Below are 17,192 nucleotides of genomic sequence, written 5' to 3' on the forward strand. Positions count from 1 at the left end.
TCTTCGACCCGCCCTGTCAATTCCGTCGCATGAGCTTCGGAGTCGTGATCAGGGCTTCATCGTCGAGAGCCAGCCAGTGATCCTACCGTGTGGTGCGGGACGTGCGAGACGTCCGCCGCTTCCATCGGATCGTTGTCGCCGGGGCGTCTCCTGCAGGTCCTTGTTCAGTCCCTGCCTGGCGCGTTCCTTGCGGCGACGTGGAAAACATTACGGGCACCGTGTGCCACCGGTCAAATCGCGTGCATCCCGGGCGTGTCGCAGCCGTCGTGCCTGCTGAGAGGCCGGTTCAGCCGGAAACCGGCCGCCCGGATCAGGCGACCGGCCTCACGATTCCCACGGATTTCTTCCCGCGGCGCACCACGACCCAGCCGCCGGCGAGCGCGTGCTCCGCGCCGAGCACGAGGTCCGGGTCGTCGACGCGCTCGTTGTTGACGTAGGCGCCGCCCTCCTGCACGGAACGGCGGGCCGCCGACTTCGAGTCGACGATGCCTGCCGCCACGAGGGCGTCCACGATCGTGGTGCCGGCGGGCACCTCCGCTCCCCCGAGCTCCTGCGCGCAGCCGGCGAGCGTGGACTCGTCGAGCGAGCCGAGCTCGCCGCGGCCGAAGAGGGCCTGCGACGCGTCGACCGCGCCCTGGGCCGCTGCCTCGCCGTGCACGAGCGTGGTGACCTCCCACGCGAGCGTGCGCTGCGCCTCGCGGCGGAAGGGCTCCTCGGCGACCTTGACCTCGAGCGCCTCGATCTCCTCGCGCGACAGGAAGGTGAACACCTTGATGTAGCTGATGACGTCCGCATCCGCCTGGTTGAGCCAGAACTGGTAGAAGGCGTAGGGGCTCGTCATCGCCGCGTCGAGCCACACGGTGCCCGACTCGGTCTTGCCGAACTTGGTGCCGTCCGCCTTCGTGATGAGCGGCGTCGACAGCGCGTGGACGCTGACGCCCTCGGCCTTGCGCGTGAGCTCGGTGCCCGACGTGAGGTTGCCCCACTGGTCGGAGCCGCCCGTCTGCAGCGTGCAGCCGTAGCGGCGGTAGAGCTCGAGGTAGTCCATGCCCTGCATGACCTGGTAGCTGAACTCGGTGTACGAGATGCCCTCGTCCGAGTTCAGGCGTCGCGCGACGGTGTCCTTGGCGATCATCGTGCCGAGGCGGAAGTACTTGCCCACGTCGCGCAGCAGCTCGATCGCGGACATGTCCTTGGTCCACTCGTAGTTGTTGACCATGCGGGCGGCGTTGTCACCCTCGAAGGACATGAACGGCTCGATCTGGCCGCGGATGCGCTCGACCCACTGGTGGACGACCTCGACGGGGTTGAGCGTGCGCTCCCCCGCCATCTTGGGGTCGCCGATGAGCCCGGTCGCACCACCCACGAGCATGAGCGGCTTGTGACCGGCCAGCTGGAAGCGGCGGACCGTGAGGATCTGCACGAGGTTGCCGATGTGGAGGCTCGGCGCCGTCGGGTCGAAGCCGCAGTACAGGGTGATGGGTCCCTCGTCGAGAGCCGCGCGCAGCTCGTCGTCACCGGTGGTCTGCGAGATCAGCCCGCGCCAGGCGAGCTCGTCGAGGAGGTGCTCAGTCATGATGGGTGACATTGTGCCAGGACGATGCGGCCGTCGAGGCGGCCCCACGGCCCAGGCGTCCCTTCACCCCGGCAGCGGCACCGTGCCGTCGATGACCGCGTCGGCGGCCGCGCGGACGCCCTCGGCCTCGAGGTACGCGTCCTCGCGCGGGTGCCAACGCTCCCACTCGCTCCGCATCGCCTCGCCGTCGCGCGCGACGCCCCGCTCGAGCCGCGTCTCCCAGGGCGCCTCGCACCACAGCACGAGGGCGGCGTACGGCCGCGCCGCCCGCGATGCGACCCCGACGCCCTCGACTACCAGGAAGTCCCGGGCCGGCACCGGGACCGTGTGCGTGCGCCGCGACAGGTGCCAGTCCCACATCCGGAACGCTCCGTCCTCTCCCCTCGCGAGCGGCGCGAGGACCTGGTCGACGAGCACGCGGTCGAGCGTCGCGAGACCGGTCCAGCCCTCGTACATGTCGTCGCCATGCAGGATCGGCACGTCGGGCAGAGGTGCGTGCGGGTCGAACGTGCCGGCGCCCGCGGAGGCGATGCCGCCGAGCGCTATCGCGACGCGGTTCGCGAGCGTCGTCTTGCCCGCGCCCGCCGGGCCGTCGATCAGCACCAGCCGCGTCGGCCCCAGCCGGGGCTCGCGGGACCGGAGCATGGCGACGAGCGCGGGGACGGACGGGTTCACGCGCCCAGGCTAGCGACGGGCCGCGTCACCACACGCGTCCCCATCCCGGTGAGATGCGGCCGCGCACGTGCGATCGCCGCGCGCACCGATGGCAGGTCGAGCGAGGCACGATGCGCCGCCTCCGTCTCCCAGACCTCGGTCACCCAGATCGAGGTCGGGTCCTCCGCATCCTCGGCGACCAGGTAGACGAGGTTGCCTGGCATGTCGCGTGCGCCCTCCACGAGCGCGGCGACCACCTCGCCGCGACCCCCCGGCGTGGTCCGGAGCTGACCGATGAGCCCGTGCATCCGCTTCCCCTTCCGCTCCCCCTCACGGTACGACCGGGGTCCGACAACCTCCCAGGTCTACGGTGGAGGGATGCACCCCACGAGCGCGAAGATCATGGACCTGCTCAGCGCGCACGGCCTGCACTCGCAGGTGCGCACGCTCACCGACTCGACGCGGACGGCGGCGGAGGCCGCGGCCGCGCTCGACTGCGAGGTCGGCGCGATCGCGTCGAGCCTCGTGTTCCTCGCCGACGGCGCGCCGATCCTGGTGCTCACCAGCGGATCGCACCGCGTCGACACGGACCTGCTCGCGCGGCAGATCGGCGCGACGGTGATCTCGCGCGCGGACGCCGCGACGGTGCGCGGCGCCACGGGTCAGCCGATCGGCGGCGTCGCCCCGGTGGGCCACGCGCGCACGCTGCCCACCTACATCGACGTCGAGCTCAAGAAGCACGGCGAGCTCTGGGCCGCGGCGGGCACGCCGCACTCCGTGTTCGAGATCGCGTACGAGGACCTGCTGAGCCTCACGGGCGCGACCGAGGTCTCCGTCGAGGAGCCCTGAGCCCCTAGGACTCGATCGGGACCCGCGCGCTCGTGCTCACCCGCGTGAACGCGTCGAAGATCGTGGTCCCGACCTTCGCACGGTCGATGCCGGCGGCGAGCTGCCAGCCGTTGTTGGTGCCGGTCGACCAGCCCTTGGCGCCCGTGAACCACAGGACGTCGTCCGCGCCGCCGCCGTTGAAGTCGCCGAACTCGAACGAGCCCGAGTCCGGGGTCAGGGCCAGGTTCCGTGCGCGGTGGAAGGCGAAGAACACCTGCTCGCCGACGCTCTTGCCACGGCGCCCGAGCGCGATCTGCCAGCCGTTGTCGTCGCCGGTCGCGGTGCCCTCCTCGCCGGTGAACCACAGGACGTCGTCCGCGCCGTTGCCGTTGAAGTCGCCGACGGTGATCTGTGCGGTCGCGAGCGTGAGCGCGTTGTTCTTCACGCGGAAGAACTCCTCCATCGTCATCGCGCCGTCGAGCGACGCCGGCGCGCCCAGCGCGAGCTGCCAGCCCTGACCGGCGCCCTTCACCCCGGTGAGCCACAGCACATCGTCCGCGCCGTCCGCGTTGAAGTCGCCGAACAGGAGGTCCGCCGTCGACGGCGTGAGCTCGCTGTCCTTGACGGTGACGAAGTCCGCGAGCGACTTGGGCCCCTGCGAGGTGTCCTGAGCGCCGCGCGCGAGCTTCCAGCCACCGGCCCCGGCGAACCGCATGACGTCGTCCGCGCCGTCGCCGTCGAAGTCGCCGAACGCGAGTTCCGCCTTGGCGGGCGTCAGGGCGCTGTTCTTCACGCGCCGGAAGTTGCCGAGCTTGGGCTGGCCGTCCGCGTCCCACTGGCCACCGCTGGCGAGCCGCCAGCCGTAGCCGGTGCCGGTCTTCGAGCCGGTGCGGCCGGTGAACCACAGGATGTCGTCGATGCCGTCGCCGTCGAAGTCGCCGACGACCAGATGCTTGGTCGCGGGTGTCACCGCGCTGTTGAGCACCCGGCGGAACGGCCCGAAGGAGTCGTTGGCCTGGCCGCCGAGCGCGAGGCGCCAGCCGTAGCCGGTGCCGGTCTTCGCGCCGGTGCGGCCCGTGAACCACAGGATGTCGTCGACGCCGTCGCCGTCGAAGTCGCCGTAGAGGTGGTACGCGCGCTTGACGGTGTCCTCGCCGAGGATGCCCTGGCCGCTGAGCGAGCCGTACTCGGGCTTGAGCCGGAAGTAGCCGAGGATCGTGGACTCGTTCACGGCGGAGTAGGCGGGCGCGCGGTTGAAGGTCGTGGCCTCGTACTTCATGCCCGTGCCGTCGACGACCGCGACGTGGTAGACGTCCCACCACTTGCCCGTCGACGGGTCGAGGTACTCGCGGGACCCGGTGGTCTTCGACCGCGTGCCGTAGAACACGACGTCGCCGGGCAGCGGCGCGGCCCCCGCCGGGAGCTTCTCGAAGCGGCCGATCTGGGAGGCCGTTCCGCCGGTGCCGAGGTCGACGCCGGCACGCGAGTACGCGTAGCGCACGAGCGCCGAGCAGTCCATGTAGCCGTCGGCCCAGTTGATCTTGGCGTCCGGGTCGACCGTCAGGGTCCTCGCCGTCGGCCCCGGCCCCGCGGTCGAGTGGCCGAAGCCCATCTTGGGGCCGTAGTTGACCTTCTGGTCGACCACGTACTTCGCGGCGGCGACGATCGCGCTGCGGGAGCCGAGCACGAGGTCCGGCTGCGCCGCCGAGGCGGACGATGCGGTCGTCACCACGCCCACCGCGGCGAGCACGGCGAGCAGCGCCGCGGTCGCGCGCGAGCGCACGCGGGCCCTCATCGGGCCCCGCAGGCGTCGGACGAACGGCTCATGGCCCCTACATCGGCCGGAAGGCCACGGGTGTTGAGGCCGCTCGCGCACATCACCGGGGTATCAGGGGTGACGCTCAGGCGGTCGTCCACGGGCGGAAGTGGCGCACGCGCGCACGCGCCGCCTTGCCCTGCTCGACCACCTGCGACGGCGCGGTCCCCCCGACGCCGTCGCGCGCGGCGAGCGAGCCGGGCACCGTGAGGACCTCGAGCACGCCGGGCGTGAGCTCGGGGTGGATCGCGGACATCTCCTCCGGCGTGAGCTCGTGGAGCTCCTTGCCGCGCTTCTCGCACAGGCGCACGCACGCGCCCGCGACCTCGTGGGCCTCGCGGAACGGCGTGCCGTTCTTGACCATCCACTCGGCGATGTCGGTCGCGAGCGAGAAGCCCGCCGGCGCGAGCGCGGCGAGGCGCTCGGTGCGGAACACGAGCGTGCGGACCATGCCGGTGAAGGCGGGCAGGATCACCTCGAGCGTGTCGACCGCGTCGAAGACCGGCTCGTGGACCTCCTGGATGTCGCGGTTGTACGCGAGCGGCAGGCCCTTCAGCGTCGTGAGCAGACCCGTGAGGTCGCCGATGAGGCGGCCCGACTTGCCGCGCGCGAGCTCCGCGATGTCAGGGTTCTTCTTCTGCGGCATGATGCTCGACCCGGTGGAGTACGCATCGTCCAGCGCGACGAAGCCGAACTCGACGGTCGCCCACGCGATGATCTCCTCGGAGATGCGCGACAGGTCCACGCCGATCATGGCGGCGACCCACGCGAACTCGGCGACCACGTCGCGCGACGCGGTCGCGTCGATCGAGTTCTCGCAGGGCCCGAGGAAGCCGAGCTCGGTGGCCACCTCCGCCGGGTCCAGCCCGAGCGTGCTGCCGGCGAGCGCGCCGGCGCCGTACGGGGAGAAGGCGGCGCGCGCGTCCCAGTCGGTGAGGCGCTCGACGTCGCGCAGCAGCGGCCACGCGTGCGCCATGAGCGCGTGGCCCAGGGTCACGGGCTGCGCGTGCTGGAAGTGCGTGCGGCCCGGCATGGGCGCGTCGATGTGGCGGTCGGCCTGCCCGAGCAGCGCGTCGACCAGGTCGAGCAGCTCGGACGCGATGAGGCGCGCGTGCCGGCGCAGGTACATGCGCGGCAGGGTGGCGATCTGGTCGTTGCGCGAGCGGCCCGCGCGGAGCTTGCCGCCCAGGTCGGGGCCGATGCGGTCGATCAGCAGGCGCTCGAGGGCGCCGTGGACGTCCTCGTCCGACTCGGAGGGGACCAGGGTGCCGGCGCGGACGTCGACGCGCATCGTCTCCAGGGCCGCGGTCATCTCGCGCGACTCGTCGGCCGTCAGCAGTCCCGCCCGCTCGAGGGCGTGCGCGTGGGCGATCGAGCCGAGGAGGTCGTCGTCCGCGTAGCGCCAGTCGAAGTGCGTCGACTTCGACAACCGCGCGAGCGCCGCGTCGGGCCCGCCCTCGAAGCGTCCGCCCCAGAGCGCTCCCTCGTTGGTCTCCCCTGCCATGACCTGCTCCTTAGATAGTGGTGCGGCGGCCGCGCCCTCCCCGGGCGCGGCCGCCGCGATGCCCTGCTCCGACCCTAGGACAGGCGCGCCTCGCGCGCCGCCGCCTGCTTCGCGGCGAGACCGTAGATCTCGATGAAGCCGCGGGCGGCGGACTGGTCGAAGGTGTCGCCCTCGTCGTAGGTCGCGAGGTTGAAGTCGTACAGGCCGGTCTCCGAGCGGCGGCCCGTGACGACGGCCTTGCCGCCGTGCATGACCATACGGATCTCGCCGTTGACGTGACGCTGGGTCTCGTCGATGAACGAGTCGAGCGCGCCCTTGAGCGGCGCGTTCCACATGCCGTCGTAGACCAGCTCGGTCCACTCGTGCGAGACGCGGCGCTTGTAGCGGGCAAGCTCGCGCTCGAGCGTGACGTTCTCCATCTCCTTGTGCGCCTCGATGAGCGCGATGGCGCCGGGCGCCTCGTAGATCTCGCGGCTCTTGATGCCCACGAGGCGGTCCTCGACGATGTCGATGCGGCCGATGCCCTGCGCGCCGGCGCGGCGGTTCATCTCCTCGATCGCCTGGAGCGGGGTGACGGCCTGGCCGTCGATCGCGACGGGCACGCCCTGCTCGAAGGTGATGACGACCTCGTCGGGGACCGGCGGGAACGCCGGGTCGTCCGTGTAGTCGTAGATGTCCTTGGTGGGCGCGTTCCAGATGTCCTCGAGGAAGCCGGTCTCGACGGCGCGGCCCCACACGTTCTGGTCGATCGAGAACGGGTTCTTCTTGGTGGTCGCGATGGGCAGCGCGTTGCGCTCGGCGTAGTCGATCGCCTTGTCGCGGGTGAGCGCGAGGTCGCGGACCGGGGCGATGCACTTGAGGTCGGGGGCCATCGACACGATGCCCACCTCGAAGCGCACCTGGTCGTTGCCCTTGCCGGTGCAGCCGTGCGCCATGGTCGAGGCGCCGAACTGGCGGGCCGCCTTCACGATGTGCTTGACGATGACGGGCCGCGACAGGGCCGAGACCAGGGGGTACTTGTCGTGGTAGAGCGCGTTCGCCTTGAGCGCCGGCATGCAGTACTCCTCGGCGAACTCGTCGCGGGCGTCCGCGACGTAGGCCTCCACCGCACCGCAGTCGAGCGCGCGCTGGCGGATGACCTCGAGGTCCTCGCCGCCCTGGCCGACGTCGACCGCGACAGCGATGACCTCCGCGCCGGTCGCCTCCGCGATCCAGCCGATGGCGACGGAGGTGTCGAGGCCTCCGGAGTAGGCCAGCACGATGCGCTCTGCCATGTTCTTCTTCCTTACCTTGAGATGGGACTACAGACCGCTGGCGCGGTGCAGGAACTTGCTCGCGAGGCTCTCCCCGCCGACCGGGTCCGCCGCGATGACGAGAATCGTGTCATCACCGGCGACGGTTCCCAGCACGTCGGGATCCTCGTGCGTGTCGATGGCCATCGCGAGGAACTGCGCGGCCCCGGCGGGGGTGCGCAGGACGGTGAGGTTGGCGCTGCCGGCCGCCGAGTGGAGCAGCTCGGCGCACAGGCGGTTCAGCCGCGCGCCGGTGTCCTCCATCGACTCGAGGATCGCCTGGGTCGCATACGTGAGGCGGCCCTCGGAGTTGCGGACCTTGACCGCGCCGATCTCCTCGAGGTCGCGCGACAGGGTCGCCTGCGTCGCGTGCAGGCCCTCGCGCTCGAGGAGGCCCGCGAGCTGCGTCTGGGACTCGACGGAGGAGGTCTCGATGAGGTGCCTCACGAGCGCCTGGCGCGCGGCCTTGGTCTGCGGGACGGCGTGGCTGCTCACCGCGACACCAGCCAGGTCAGCAGGGCCTTCTGGGCGTGCAGGCGGTACTCGGCCTCGAGCCACACGATCGACTGCGGCCCGTCGATGACGTCCGCGGTGATCTCCTTGCCGCGGTACGCCGGCAGGCAGTGCAGCACCTGGGCGCCGGCGTTGGCGAGCACGAGCGTGCGGGCGTTCACCTGGTAGCCGCCGAACACGCCCGCGCGCTCCTGGTACTGCTCCTCGTCGCCCATGGACACCCAGGTGTCGGTGGCGATGATGTCCGCCCCCGCGACCGCATCGTCATGCTCGGTGGTGACGGTGATCGAGCCGCCCTGCTCCGCGGCGATGCGCTTCGCGTCGAGGACGATACGCTCGTCGGGCAGGTAGTCGGCGGGCGCCCCGACCCGCACGTGCATGCCGGCGAGCGCGCCGCCGAGCAGGTACGAGTGGGCCATGTTGTTGGCGCCGTCGCCCACGTACGCGAGCGACAGGCCCGCGAGGGCGTCCACGCCGCCGCGCGCATCGGCCACCGCGGCGAGGTCGGCGAGGATCTGGCAGGGGTGGAACGCGTCGGTGAGCGCGTTGACCACGGGGACGCCCGAGTAGGCGGCCATCTCCTCGATGAGCTCCTGGCCGAAGGTGCGCCACACGATCGCGCTGACCATCCGCTCGAGCACCCGCGCGGTGTCCGCGACCGGCTCGCCGCGGCCCAGCTGCGAGGTCGCGGAGTCGATGACCAGCGGGTAGCCGCCCAGCTCCGCGATGCCCGTCGAGAACGAGGCGCGGGTGCGGGTCGACGGCTTGTCGAAGATCACCGCGACGCCCTGCGGACCGGCGAACGGCTGGTGCAGGTGGCGGTCCTGGCGGAAGGCGAGCGCCAGCTCGAGGATCTCCCGCTGCTCGGCCGCGGTGATGTCGTCGTCGCGGAGGAAGTGGCGGACGGCGGTGTCGGTCATGGGTTCTCCGTGATGAGGCGGGTGCCGTGCTCGGCCATCCACGCGATGAACAGGTCCGCCTCGGCCCGCGTCAGCGTGAGCGCGGGGACGAGCCGGATGGTGTCCGGCGACGGCGGGTTGACGATGAATCCGGCCTCGACCGCGGCGCGCGCGACCGCGGCGCTCACGGGGGCGGCGAGGCCGATGCCGAGCATGAGCCCCTCGCCCCGGACCTCGACCACGCCGTCGAGCGCCTCGAGCGACGTGCGCAGGTGCTCGCCCACGGCCTTGGCGTTCGCGAGCAGGCCGAGCTCCTCGATCGCGTCGAGGGTCGCGTTGGCCGCCGCGGCGGCGAGCGGGTTGCCGCCGAAGGTGGTGCCGTGCTCCCCCTTGGCCAGCATCGTGCCCGCGCGCTCGCCGAACGCGACGACCGCGCCGACCGGGAAGCCCCCGCCGAGGCCCTTCGCGAGGGTCATGACGTCGGGGTGCACGCCCGTGAGCTGGTGCGCGAACCACGCGCCCGTGCGGGCGACGCCGGTCTGGACCTCGTCCATGATGAGCAGCGCCTCGTGGCGCAGCGTGAGCTCGCGCGCGGCGGCGAGGAAGTCGTGCGAGACGGGGCGCACGCCGGCCTCGCCCTGGATGGGCTCGAGGATGATCGCGGCGAGGTCCTCGCCCACCGACGCGACGGCGGCCTCGAGCGCCCCCACCTCGGGGGCGACGAAGACCACGCGCTCCAGCAGCGGTGCGAACGGGGCGCGCAGCGCCTCCTTGTGGGTCATCGACAGCGCGCCCATCGACCGGCCGTGGAAGCCGCCCTCGAGCGCGATGATCGTGCCCTTGCCCGTCTTGCGGGCCATCTTGAAGGCGGCCTCGTTGGCCTCGGTGCCGGAGTTGCACAGGAACACGCGGGAGCCGTGCGGCGCCTGCGCGAGCTCGATGAGGCGCTCGGCGAGCCGGATCTGCGGCTCGGTGGCGAAGAAGTTGGACGCGTGGGCGAGGGTCTGCGCCTGGGCCGTGATCGCGGCGACCCACGCCGGGTGCGCGTGGCCCAGCGCGTTGACGGCGATGCCGCCGAGCAGGTCGAGGTAGCGGTTGCCGTCGGCGTCCCACACCCACGACCCCTCGCCGCGGCTGAGGACGCGCATCGGCTCGCCGTACGTGCCCATGAGGGCGTGCTCGTAGCGCTGGATGTCGACCCGGCCGCGCTCGAGGCCGGCCTCGCCGTGGGTGGTCAGCGCCGCATCGTGCCCGTTCATACCCAGACCTCCTTGTCCTGGAGCACCATCGTGCCGAAGCCGGCGGACGTGAAGACCTCGGCCAGGATCGAGTGCGCCTCACGCCCGTCGATGACGTGGGCCTGGGGGACGCCGCCGCGGACGGCGCGCAGGCATGCCTCCATCTTCGGACGCATGCCGGACTCGAGCGAGGGCAGCATCTCCTCGAGGTGGCTCGCGTTGATCTCGGAGATCAGCGAGTCCTTGTCGGGCCAGTCGCCGTAGAGCCCCTCGACGTCGGTGAGGACGATGAGCTTGCGGGCGCGCAGCGCCACGGCGACGGCCGCGGCGGCGGTGTCGGCGTTGACGTTGAGGACCGTGGTGGGGTCGTCGACGTCGGGGGCGACGGTGCTGACCACGGGGATGCGGCCGGCCTCGATGATGTCGACGATCGCGCCGGGGTTCACCTTGACGACGTCGCCGACGAGGCCCACGTCGACCGGCTCGCCGTCGACCACGGCGTGGCGGCGCTTGGCCTGGAGCATGCCCGCGTCCTCGCCCGACAGGCCGACCGCGTAGGGGCCGTGGTCGTTGATGAGGCCCACGAGCTCGCGCGACACCTGGCCCGTGAGGACCATGCGGACCACGTCCATGGCCTCGGGCGTGGTGACGCGCAGGCCGCCGCGGAACTCGGACTCGATGCCGAGCTTCGAGAGCATGCCGGAGATCTGCGGGCCGCCGCCGTGCACCACCACCGGGTGCAGGCCGAGCAGCCGCAGATGGACGATGTCCTGCGCGAAGGAGCGCTTGAGGGTGTCGTCGATCATGGCGTTGCCGCCGTACTTGATGACGATCGTGGCGCCGCGGAACGTCTCGATCCACGGCATGGCGTCGATGAGGACGCTCACCTTCTGCTGGGGCGTGAGGTCAAGGTTCATGAGGAGTACGCGCTGTTCTCGTGGACGTAGTCGTGGGTGAGGTCGTTGGTCCAGACGGTCGCCTCGGCGTCGCCGGCGTGGAGGTCGACGGTGACGAGCACCTCGCGGCCGGTCAGGTCGACGCCCTCGCGGGGGTCGCCCACGCCGGACGCGCGGCACACCTGGACCCCGTTGACGGTGACGTCGAGCGCGGTCGCGTCGAAGGGCGCGACCTCCTCGGGGACCGTGCCGGCGGCGGAGATGATGCGGCCCCAGTTGGGGTCGTTGCCGAAGATCGCGGCCTTGAAGAGGTTCGAGCGCGTGATGGCGCGGGCCACGGCCTCGGCGGCGTCCTCGGTGGTGGCGTTGACGACGCTCACGGCGATGTCGTGGCTGGCGCCCTCGGCGTCCGCGACGAGGCCGCGCGCGAGGCTCGCGCAGACGTCGGTGAGCGCCTGCGCGAAGGCGTCCGGCTCGGGGACGATGCCCGAGGCGCCGCTCGCGAGCAGCAGGACGGTGTCGTTGGTGGACATGCAGCCGTCGGAGTCGACGCGGTTGAAGGTGGTGCGGACGGCCTCCTTGAGGGCGGCGTCCGCGGTCGCGGCGTCGATCGCGGCGTCGGTGGTGATGACGCACAGCATCGTGGCGAGCCCCGGCGCGAGCATGCCCGCGCCCTTGGCCATGCCGCCGACCGTCCAGCCGTCGACCTCGGCCACGGCCTCCTTGGGCACGGTGTCGGTGGTCATGATGGCGAGCGCGGCGTCGGCGCCGCCGTCGGCCGCGAGGGCCACCACCGCATCGTCCACCCCGGACAGCAGCCTTCCCATCGGGAGGCGGACGCCGATGAGGCCCGTCGAGCACACGGCGACGTCGCCCGGGCCGATGTCGCGGCCGCCGGCCTGCAGGGACGATGCGACGTGCTCGGCCGTGCGGTGGGTGTCGAGGAAGCCGTCGGGCCCGGTGGCGGCGTTCGCGCCTCCCGAGTTGAGGACGACGGCGTCGACGCGGCCGTCGGCGAGGACCTGACGGGTCCAGGTGACGGGCGCCGCGACCACGCGGTTCGAGGTGAGCACCCCGGCCGCGACCTTCGACGGGCCCTCGTTGACGACGAGCGCGACGTCCCGCGCGCCGGTGCTCTTGAGGCCGGCGACGACGCCGGAGGCGATGAATCCCTGGGCTGCGGTGACGCTCACGGTGCCACTCCGATCGTGGTGAGGCCGGTGGTCTCGGGCAGGCCGAGCGCGACGTTCATGGACTGCAGCGCCGCGCCCGCGGTGCCCTTGACGAGGTTGTCGATCGCGGAGACGACGACCACGCGGCCGGCCTTGCCGTCGACTGCGACCTGCACCAGGCAGGTGTTGGCGCCCAGCGTCGCGGCGGTGGTGGGCCACTGCCCCTCGGGCAGCAGGTGGACGAAGGGCTCGTCGGCGTAGGCGTCCTCCCAGGCGGCGCGCACCGCCTCGACGTTCACCCCCGTCGCGAGCGGCGCGGTCACGGTCGCGAGGATGCCGCGGGACATCGGGACGAGGGTGGGCGTGAAGCTGAGGCGGACGTCGGCCGCTCCCGCGGAGGTCAGGTTCTGGATGATCTCGGGGATGTGGCGGTGCGAGCCGCCGACCGCGTAGGGCTGCGCGCTGCCGAGCGCCTCGGATGCCAGATACGGGACCGCGAGCTTCTTGCCGGCGCCCGAGTAGCCGTTCGCGAGGACCGCGACGACGTCCGTCGGGTCGACGACGCCGGCCGCGACGCCGGGCTGGAGGCCCAGGGTCACCGCGGTGACGTTGCAGCCGGGGACCGCGATGCGCGTGGTGCCGGGCAGCACGTCGCGCTGGTGGCCCGTCGGGGTGATGAGCTCGGGCATGCCGTAGGGCCAGGTGCCGGCGTGGTCGCCGCCGTAGTACTCGGCCCACGCCTCTGCGCTCTGGAGGCGGTGGTCGGCACCGCAGTCGATGACGAGCGTCTCGGGCGGCAGCTGCGCGGCGATCTCGGCGGAGGCGCCGTGCGGGAGCGCGAGGACGACGACGTCGTGACCCGCGAGGTTCTCGGGGGTGGTGTCGACGATCGTGCGGTCCGCCAGTTGCCGCAGATGGGGCTGGTGCGCGCCGAGCGCGTCACCCGCGCTCGAGTGCGCGGTGAGGGCGCCGAACTCCACGTCGGGATGAGCGGAGAACACGCGCAGGACCTCGCCGCCGACGTAGCCGGAGGCGCCTGAGACGGCGACACGGATGCTCATATGCATAACCATACATCCCTATGCATGGAGGTGTGTAGCACGACGTACCATGCGTGATGTGAGAGCGATCCAGGTGACGCGGCCCGGTGGTCCGGAGGTGCTCGAGCTGGTCGAGCTCGAGCGTCCCGTCGCCACGCCCGGGCACGTCGTGGTGCGGGTCGAGGCGGCCGGGGTGAACTTCGTCGACACGTACCAGCGCTCGGGCCTCTACCCCATGGAGCTGCCGTTCATCCCCGGCAAGGAGGGCGCCGGCCAGATCGTCGAGGTGGGCGAGGGCGTCGAGGACTTCGTCGAGGGCGAGGGCGTCGCGTGGGCCTTCACGCAGGGCTCGTACGCCGAGTACCTGCGCGTCCCCGTGACCGACCTCTACCGGGTCCCCGAGGACGTCGAGCTCGACATGGCCGCGGCGGCGATGCTGCAGGGGCTCACGGCGCACTACCTCGCGACCTCGTCCTACCCGGTGATGCCGGGCGACACGGTGCTCGTGCACGCGGCGGCGGGCGGCGTGGGGCTGCTGCTCACGCAGCTCGCGGTGGCGCGCGGCGCGACGGTGATCGGCACGGTCGGCTCCGAGGACAAGGAGCGGATCGCCTCGCAGGCCGGTGCCTCCCACGTGCTGCGCTACGACCTCATGGAGGACCTCGCGCACGACCTCCCGACGGCCGTCCGCAGCATCGTCCCGGAGGGCGTGGCCGCCGTGTACGACGGCGTGGGCCGCACGACGTTCGACGGCTCGCTCGCGTCGGTGCGCCGGCGCGGATCGCTCGTGCTGTTCGGGGCGGCCTCGGGACCGGTCGACCCGGTGGACCCGCAGCGCCTCAACTCGGCGGGCTCGGTGGTGCTGAGCCGGCCGACGCTCGGCGACTTCACGGCGGAGGCCGAGGAGCGCGAGTGGCGCGCGAGCGACATCTTCCACGGGATCCTGCTGGGCGATCTCAGCGTGCGCATCGACCACGGGTACGCGCTCGAGGAGGCGGCCGAGGCGCATCGTGCGCTCGAGTCGCGCCGGACGTCGGGCAAGCTGCTGCTGCATCCGTAGTTCACATTCCCGACACATCAACCAGGCACAATGTGGCCATGCAGAACCTCCGACTGCGCGTCATGCGCGCCGCCGACATCCCGGCGGTCACGGCGCTCAACGCGGGCGCCTCTCCCGCGGTCAACCTGCTGGAGGAGCACGAGGTCACGTCGCTGCACACGATGAGCGACGTCGCGCTGGTCGCGACCAACAGGGACCGCGAGGTCATCGCGTTCCTGCTGAGCCTGGGGATGGGCCAGCCCTACGAGTCGGAGAACTACCGCTGGTTCGAGGACCGCGGGGTGCGTCACCAGTACATCGACCGCATCGTGGTGGCGCCGTCGGCGAAGGGCACGGGCGTGGGCCGCGCGCTCTACGAGTCGGTGTTCGAGCGGGCGCGCGAGCGCGGCGTCAGCGAGGTGACCACGGAGGTGCAGCTCGACCCGCCCAACCCGGGCTCGGTGACGTTCCACGAGCACCTGGGCTTCCAGCGGATCGCGGAGCAGCGCACGCGCGGTGGCGCGGTGCTGGTCGCGCTGCTGGCGCGCGCGGTCTACTAACGAGCCGCTGCCGCTACTTCGCGATGAACATCCCCGCGTTGCGGGTGCGCTCGTCGGCGACGCGGTGGAGGCCGTAGCTGAGAACGCGCTCGTCGGAGGCGAGGCGGTGCGCCGTGCGGCGGATGAGGTCGCCGACGGCGGAGCGGTCGAGGGCCTCGACGGCCTCGACGTACTCCTCGGAGGCGTCCGGCGCCTCGCGCAGGGAGTCCTTCACGAGGGCGAGGACGTCGTCGTTGGGCGGGATGGGCGCGTGCACCATGAAGGCGATGGACGCCCAGGTGCCGGGGCCGAGCCCGCGGATCGACAGCAGCAGCTTCGCGACCTCGTCGGTGCGGGTGCGGATCGCGTCCTGCATGTCGAAGGCCGACCGCACGCCCGAGTGGGTGAGGAGCCGGGCGGCCTCGTGGATGACGTCGGCGCGCCGGCGGGGCACGCCGAGCACGGTGGAGTCGCCCCAGCGCTCGCCCAGGATGGTGCGCAGGTCGACCGGGTCGATGGCCGCGAGGTCGACGAGGTTGTCGAGGCTGCTGCCGGGGCGGCGGCGCATCACGGTGTCGGCGATGTCGGCGACAGCCTGATCGGGCAGCTGCGACGCGAACACGCCAGTGATGAGGGCAAGCTCGCTCTGAGCGGGATAACCCCACGGCGCGGCGTCCCTCCAGCCGGCCGGGAGGATCCTCCCAAGCGCCGCCCTCAGATTCGGCACCAGGTCCTCGACCATGGATTCACGGTACTCCCCCCGAACCGCGACCGGCACCCATGCAAAAGGGACATATCGCACGACTTTCGGAGGGGTCTTCCCGGCGTCCCGGATGGCTTCCGAGGCGTCGCGTCCTAGGCTCGGGGCATGCGCATCCTCATCATCGGAGGTACGGGCCTGATCTCGTCCGAACTGGCGGCCCAGGCGGCCGCCGCAGGCCACGATCTCACGCTCGTCACCCGCGGGCGCTCGGCGCTCGCCGCTCCCCCGGGCACGTCCACGATCCACGCCGACGCCACCGACGCCTCGTCCCTGCGGGAGGCGCTGCACGGCATGCGGCTCCGCGGGGAGCGCTTCGACTCGGTGGTCCAGTTCATCGCCTTCACGCCCGAGCACGTCGCGGCGGACGTCGAGACGTTCGCCCCGCTGACCGACCAGTACGTGCTGGTGGCGACCTCGGCGGCGTACCAGACGTTCGACCGGCTCCACCCCCTCACCGAGGACACCCCGCAGGAGAACCTGTACTGGGAGTACGCCCGGCTCAAGGCGGAGTGCGAGCGCGCGCTCCGGGGCAGCGGGATCCCCTGGACGATCGTGCGGCCGGCGCACACGTACGGCGACTCGAAGATCCCGGGCTACACGGGCAACAGCTCGCACCCGTGGACGCTCGTGGACCGCATGCGCCGGGGCGCCGACATCGTGCTCCCGGGCGACGGCACCTCCCTCTGGACCCTCACGCATGCGTCCGACGTGGCCGCCGGGATGCTCGGTCTTCTCTCCAACCCGGCGGCGCTCGGCGAGGCGGTCCACATCACCTCGGACGAGGCGCTCACCTGGCGCGGGATCCACGCGGCGATCGCGCGGGCGGCGGGACTCACGGACGAGCAGTTCGCCGCGCAGGCGGTGTGCGTCCCCTCGGACGCGCTGGTGGCGGCGCGGCCGTCGGAGGCGGGCGGCATCTACGGCGACAAGATGCATCCGGCGGTGTACGACACCTCCACGATCAAGCGGCTGGTCCCCGGCTGGGAGGCGCGCGTGCCGTTCGAGCAGGGGGTGGCCGCCGCGATCGCGTGGTTCGAGGCCGACCCGGCCCGACAGCAGGTGAACGAGGCCGCGAACGCCATGCTCGACGCGGTGGCGCGCATCTACCGGGACGCCCTCGACCGGGTCCGCGACGAGGTGGGTCCCTGAGCGAGCAGCCCCCGCGGAAGGGACGCGACCCCGAGGTCGCGTTCCCGCTCGCGATCGCCTCGACGGCGCTCGGGATCGTCGGGCTCACGGTGCCGACCCTCGCGTGGGTCGCGCTGCTGCTCGCGGTCGCGAGCTACCTCCTCAACGTGCGCCACGCACCCACGCGCGCGTTCGCGATCGCGGGGGCGGCCTTCGCGCTGGTGGGGATCGTGACCTCGATCGTCGGAGGGGGCTGAGGGGCCGCGCGGGCGTAATGTCGAAGGGCGAGAAGGGA

At 72.0% G+C, this 17,192-nt stretch carries 18 protein-coding genes; 5 read left to right on the forward strand and 13 right to left on the reverse strand.

The features are described from left to right. Positions 1-310: 310 nt before the first annotated feature. From tyrS to AOM02_RS04000, 3 genes are all read right to left on the reverse strand, one after another. Positions 311-1,576: a tyrosine--tRNA ligase gene (gene tyrS, locus AOM02_RS03990; protein WP_062296928.1), complete on the reverse strand. Its 1,266-nt coding sequence runs from the start codon at positions 1,574-1,576 to the stop codon at positions 311-313. Positions 1,577-1,639: 63 nt separating this feature from the next. After that, positions 1,640-2,251 carry a uridine kinase family protein gene (locus AOM02_RS03995; RefSeq protein WP_228373766.1) on the reverse strand — a complete coding sequence of 204 codons (612 nt, stop codon included), beginning with the start codon at positions 2,249-2,251 and terminating at the stop codon, positions 1,640-1,642. Next, positions 2,248-2,538 carry a putative quinol monooxygenase gene (locus tag AOM02_RS04000; RefSeq protein WP_062296930.1) on the reverse strand — a complete coding sequence of 97 codons (291 nt, stop codon included), beginning with the start codon at positions 2,536-2,538 and terminating at the stop codon, positions 2,248-2,250. The genes AOM02_RS03995 and AOM02_RS04000 overlap by 4 nt, the downstream gene beginning before the upstream one ends. Positions 2,539-2,608: 70 nt before the next feature. On the opposite strand from AOM02_RS04000, the gene AOM02_RS04005 reads away from it, so the two are divergent. Next, on the forward strand, positions 2,609-3,079 hold the full coding sequence (locus AOM02_RS04005) for a YbaK/EbsC family protein (protein WP_062296932.1): 471 nt from the start codon (positions 2,609-2,611) through the stop codon (positions 3,077-3,079). Positions 3,080-3,083: 4 nt separating this feature from the next. On the opposite strand, the gene AOM02_RS04010 is transcribed toward AOM02_RS04005, so the two are convergent. The 9 genes from AOM02_RS04010 to argC all read right to left on the reverse strand — a co-directional run bounded on the left by AOM02_RS04010 (position 3,084) and on the right by argC (position 13,455). Beyond that, positions 3,084-4,841: a C40 family peptidase gene (locus AOM02_RS04010; RefSeq protein ID WP_062296934.1), complete on the reverse strand. Its 1,758-nt coding sequence runs from the start codon at positions 4,839-4,841 to the stop codon at positions 3,084-3,086. 118 nt (positions 4,842-4,959) lie between these two features. Further along, positions 4,960-6,378 carry an argininosuccinate lyase gene (gene argH / locus AOM02_RS04015; protein WP_062296935.1) on the reverse strand — a complete coding sequence of 473 codons (1,419 nt, stop codon included), beginning with the start codon at positions 6,376-6,378 and terminating at the stop codon, positions 4,960-4,962. 74 nt (positions 6,379-6,452) lie between these two features. Then, a complete protein-coding gene (locus tag AOM02_RS04020; protein ID WP_062296937.1) occupies positions 6,453-7,652 on the reverse strand; it encodes an argininosuccinate synthase in 1,200 nt (399 codons plus the stop codon). A gap of 27 nt (positions 7,653-7,679) precedes the next feature. Beyond that, on the reverse strand, positions 7,680-8,165 hold the full coding sequence (gene argR / locus AOM02_RS04025; protein WP_228373115.1) for an arginine repressor: 486 nt from the start codon (positions 8,163-8,165) through the stop codon (positions 7,680-7,682). Further along, a complete protein-coding gene (gene argF, locus AOM02_RS04030) occupies positions 8,162-9,103 on the reverse strand; it encodes an ornithine carbamoyltransferase (RefSeq protein WP_062296939.1) in 942 nt (313 codons plus the stop codon). The genes argR and argF overlap by 4 nt, the downstream gene beginning before the upstream one ends. Further along, positions 9,100-10,341, reverse strand: a complete 1,242-nt coding sequence (locus AOM02_RS04035; RefSeq protein ID WP_062296941.1) for an acetylornithine transaminase — start codon at positions 10,339-10,341, stop codon at positions 9,100-9,102. Before AOM02_RS04035 ends, argF begins: the two co-directional genes overlap by 4 nt. Then, positions 10,338-11,237 carry an acetylglutamate kinase gene (argB, locus tag AOM02_RS04040; RefSeq protein WP_062296943.1) on the reverse strand — a complete coding sequence of 300 codons (900 nt, stop codon included), beginning with the start codon at positions 11,235-11,237 and terminating at the stop codon, positions 10,338-10,340. The genes AOM02_RS04035 and argB overlap by 4 nt, the downstream gene beginning before the upstream one ends. Beyond that, the gene (gene argJ, locus AOM02_RS04045; RefSeq protein ID WP_062296945.1) at positions 11,234-12,409 is read right to left on the reverse strand and encodes a bifunctional glutamate N-acetyltransferase/amino-acid acetyltransferase ArgJ; all 1,176 of its coding nucleotides are present in this window, start codon (positions 12,407-12,409) and stop codon (positions 11,234-11,236) included. The genes argB and argJ overlap by 4 nt, the downstream gene beginning before the upstream one ends. Then, positions 12,406-13,455, reverse strand: coding sequence for an N-acetyl-gamma-glutamyl-phosphate reductase (argC, locus tag AOM02_RS04050; protein ID WP_228373767.1), 1,050 nt, complete (start codon positions 13,453-13,455; stop codon positions 12,406-12,408). The genes argJ and argC overlap by 4 nt, the downstream gene beginning before the upstream one ends. A gap of 43 nt (positions 13,456-13,498) precedes the next feature. Here argC and AOM02_RS04055 point away from each other — a divergent pair, with 43 nt between their 5' ends. Both AOM02_RS04055 and AOM02_RS04060 read left to right on the forward strand, forming a co-directional pair. Continuing rightward, positions 13,499-14,488, forward strand: coding sequence for a quinone oxidoreductase family protein (locus AOM02_RS04055; RefSeq protein ID WP_082104866.1), 990 nt, complete (start codon positions 13,499-13,501; stop codon positions 14,486-14,488). Positions 14,489-14,526: 38 nt separating this feature from the next. Then, positions 14,527-15,027, forward strand: a complete 501-nt coding sequence (locus tag AOM02_RS04060; protein ID WP_062296948.1) for a GNAT family N-acetyltransferase — start codon at positions 14,527-14,529, stop codon at positions 15,025-15,027. A 13-nt stretch (positions 15,028-15,040) separates the two neighbouring features. On the opposite strand, the gene AOM02_RS04065 is transcribed toward AOM02_RS04060, so the two are convergent. Further along, positions 15,041-15,748, reverse strand: coding sequence for an HhH-GDP family DNA glycosylase (locus AOM02_RS04065; RefSeq protein WP_156156074.1), 708 nt, complete (start codon positions 15,746-15,748; stop codon positions 15,041-15,043). A 126-nt stretch (positions 15,749-15,874) separates the two neighbouring features. Between AOM02_RS04065 and AOM02_RS04070 the strand changes: the two genes are divergently transcribed. Both AOM02_RS04070 and AOM02_RS14225 read left to right on the forward strand, forming a co-directional pair. Beyond that, positions 15,875-16,918, forward strand: coding sequence for an NAD-dependent epimerase/dehydratase family protein (locus AOM02_RS04070; RefSeq protein ID WP_062296950.1), 1,044 nt, complete (start codon positions 15,875-15,877; stop codon positions 16,916-16,918). Between the two features lie 89 nt (positions 16,919-17,007). Continuing rightward, a complete protein-coding gene (locus tag AOM02_RS14225) occupies positions 17,008-17,154 on the forward strand; it encodes a hypothetical protein (RefSeq protein ID WP_156156075.1) in 147 nt (48 codons plus the stop codon). Positions 17,155-17,192: the final 38 nt, after the last annotated feature.

Source organism: Demequina maris, from assembly GCF_000971155.1.
GTDB lineage: Bacteria > Actinomycetota > Actinomycetes > Actinomycetales > Demequinaceae > Demequina > Demequina maris.

What these genes read in the sequence shown, in the direction of transcription:
- AOM02_RS04005 (WP_062296932.1), top strand. Translation starts at nt 2,609, where the DNA reads ATGCACCCCACGAGCGCGAAGATCATGGACCTGCTCAGCGCGCACGGC.
- AOM02_RS04060 (WP_062296948.1), top strand. Translation starts at nt 14,527, where the DNA reads ATGCAGAACCTCCGACTGCGCGTCATGCGCGCCGCCGACATCCCGGCG.
- AOM02_RS04035 (WP_062296941.1), bottom strand. Translation starts at nt 10,341, where the DNA reads ATGAACGGGCACGATGCGGCGCTGACCACCCACGGCGAGGCCGGCCTC.
- argC (WP_228373767.1), bottom strand. Translation starts at nt 13,455, where the DNA reads ATGCATATGAGCATCCGTGTCGCCGTCTCAGGCGCCTCCGGCTACGTC.
- AOM02_RS04070 (WP_062296950.1), top strand. Translation starts at nt 15,875, where the DNA reads ATGCGCATCCTCATCATCGGAGGTACGGGCCTGATCTCGTCCGAACTG.
- tyrS (WP_062296928.1), bottom strand. Translation starts at nt 1,576, where the DNA reads ATGACTGAGCACCTCCTCGACGAGCTCGCCTGGCGCGGGCTGATCTCG.
- AOM02_RS04055 (WP_082104866.1), top strand. Translation starts at nt 13,499, where the DNA reads ATGCGTGATGTGAGAGCGATCCAGGTGACGCGGCCCGGTGGTCCGGAG.
- AOM02_RS04000 (WP_062296930.1), bottom strand. Translation starts at nt 2,538, where the DNA reads ATGCACGGGCTCATCGGTCAGCTCCGGACCACGCCGGGGGGTCGCGGC.
- AOM02_RS04065 (WP_156156074.1), bottom strand. Translation starts at nt 15,748, where the DNA reads ATGGTCGAGGACCTGGTGCCGAATCTGAGGGCGGCGCTTGGGAGGATC.
- argB (WP_062296943.1), bottom strand. Translation starts at nt 11,237, where the DNA reads ATGAACCTTGACCTCACGCCCCAGCAGAAGGTGAGCGTCCTCATCGAC.
- AOM02_RS04020 (WP_062296937.1), bottom strand. Translation starts at nt 7,652, where the DNA reads ATGGCAGAGCGCATCGTGCTGGCCTACTCCGGAGGCCTCGACACCTCC.
- argH (WP_062296935.1), bottom strand. Translation starts at nt 6,378, where the DNA reads ATGGCAGGGGAGACCAACGAGGGAGCGCTCTGGGGCGGACGCTTCGAG.
- argF (WP_062296939.1), bottom strand. Translation starts at nt 9,103, where the DNA reads ATGACCGACACCGCCGTCCGCCACTTCCTCCGCGACGACGACATCACC.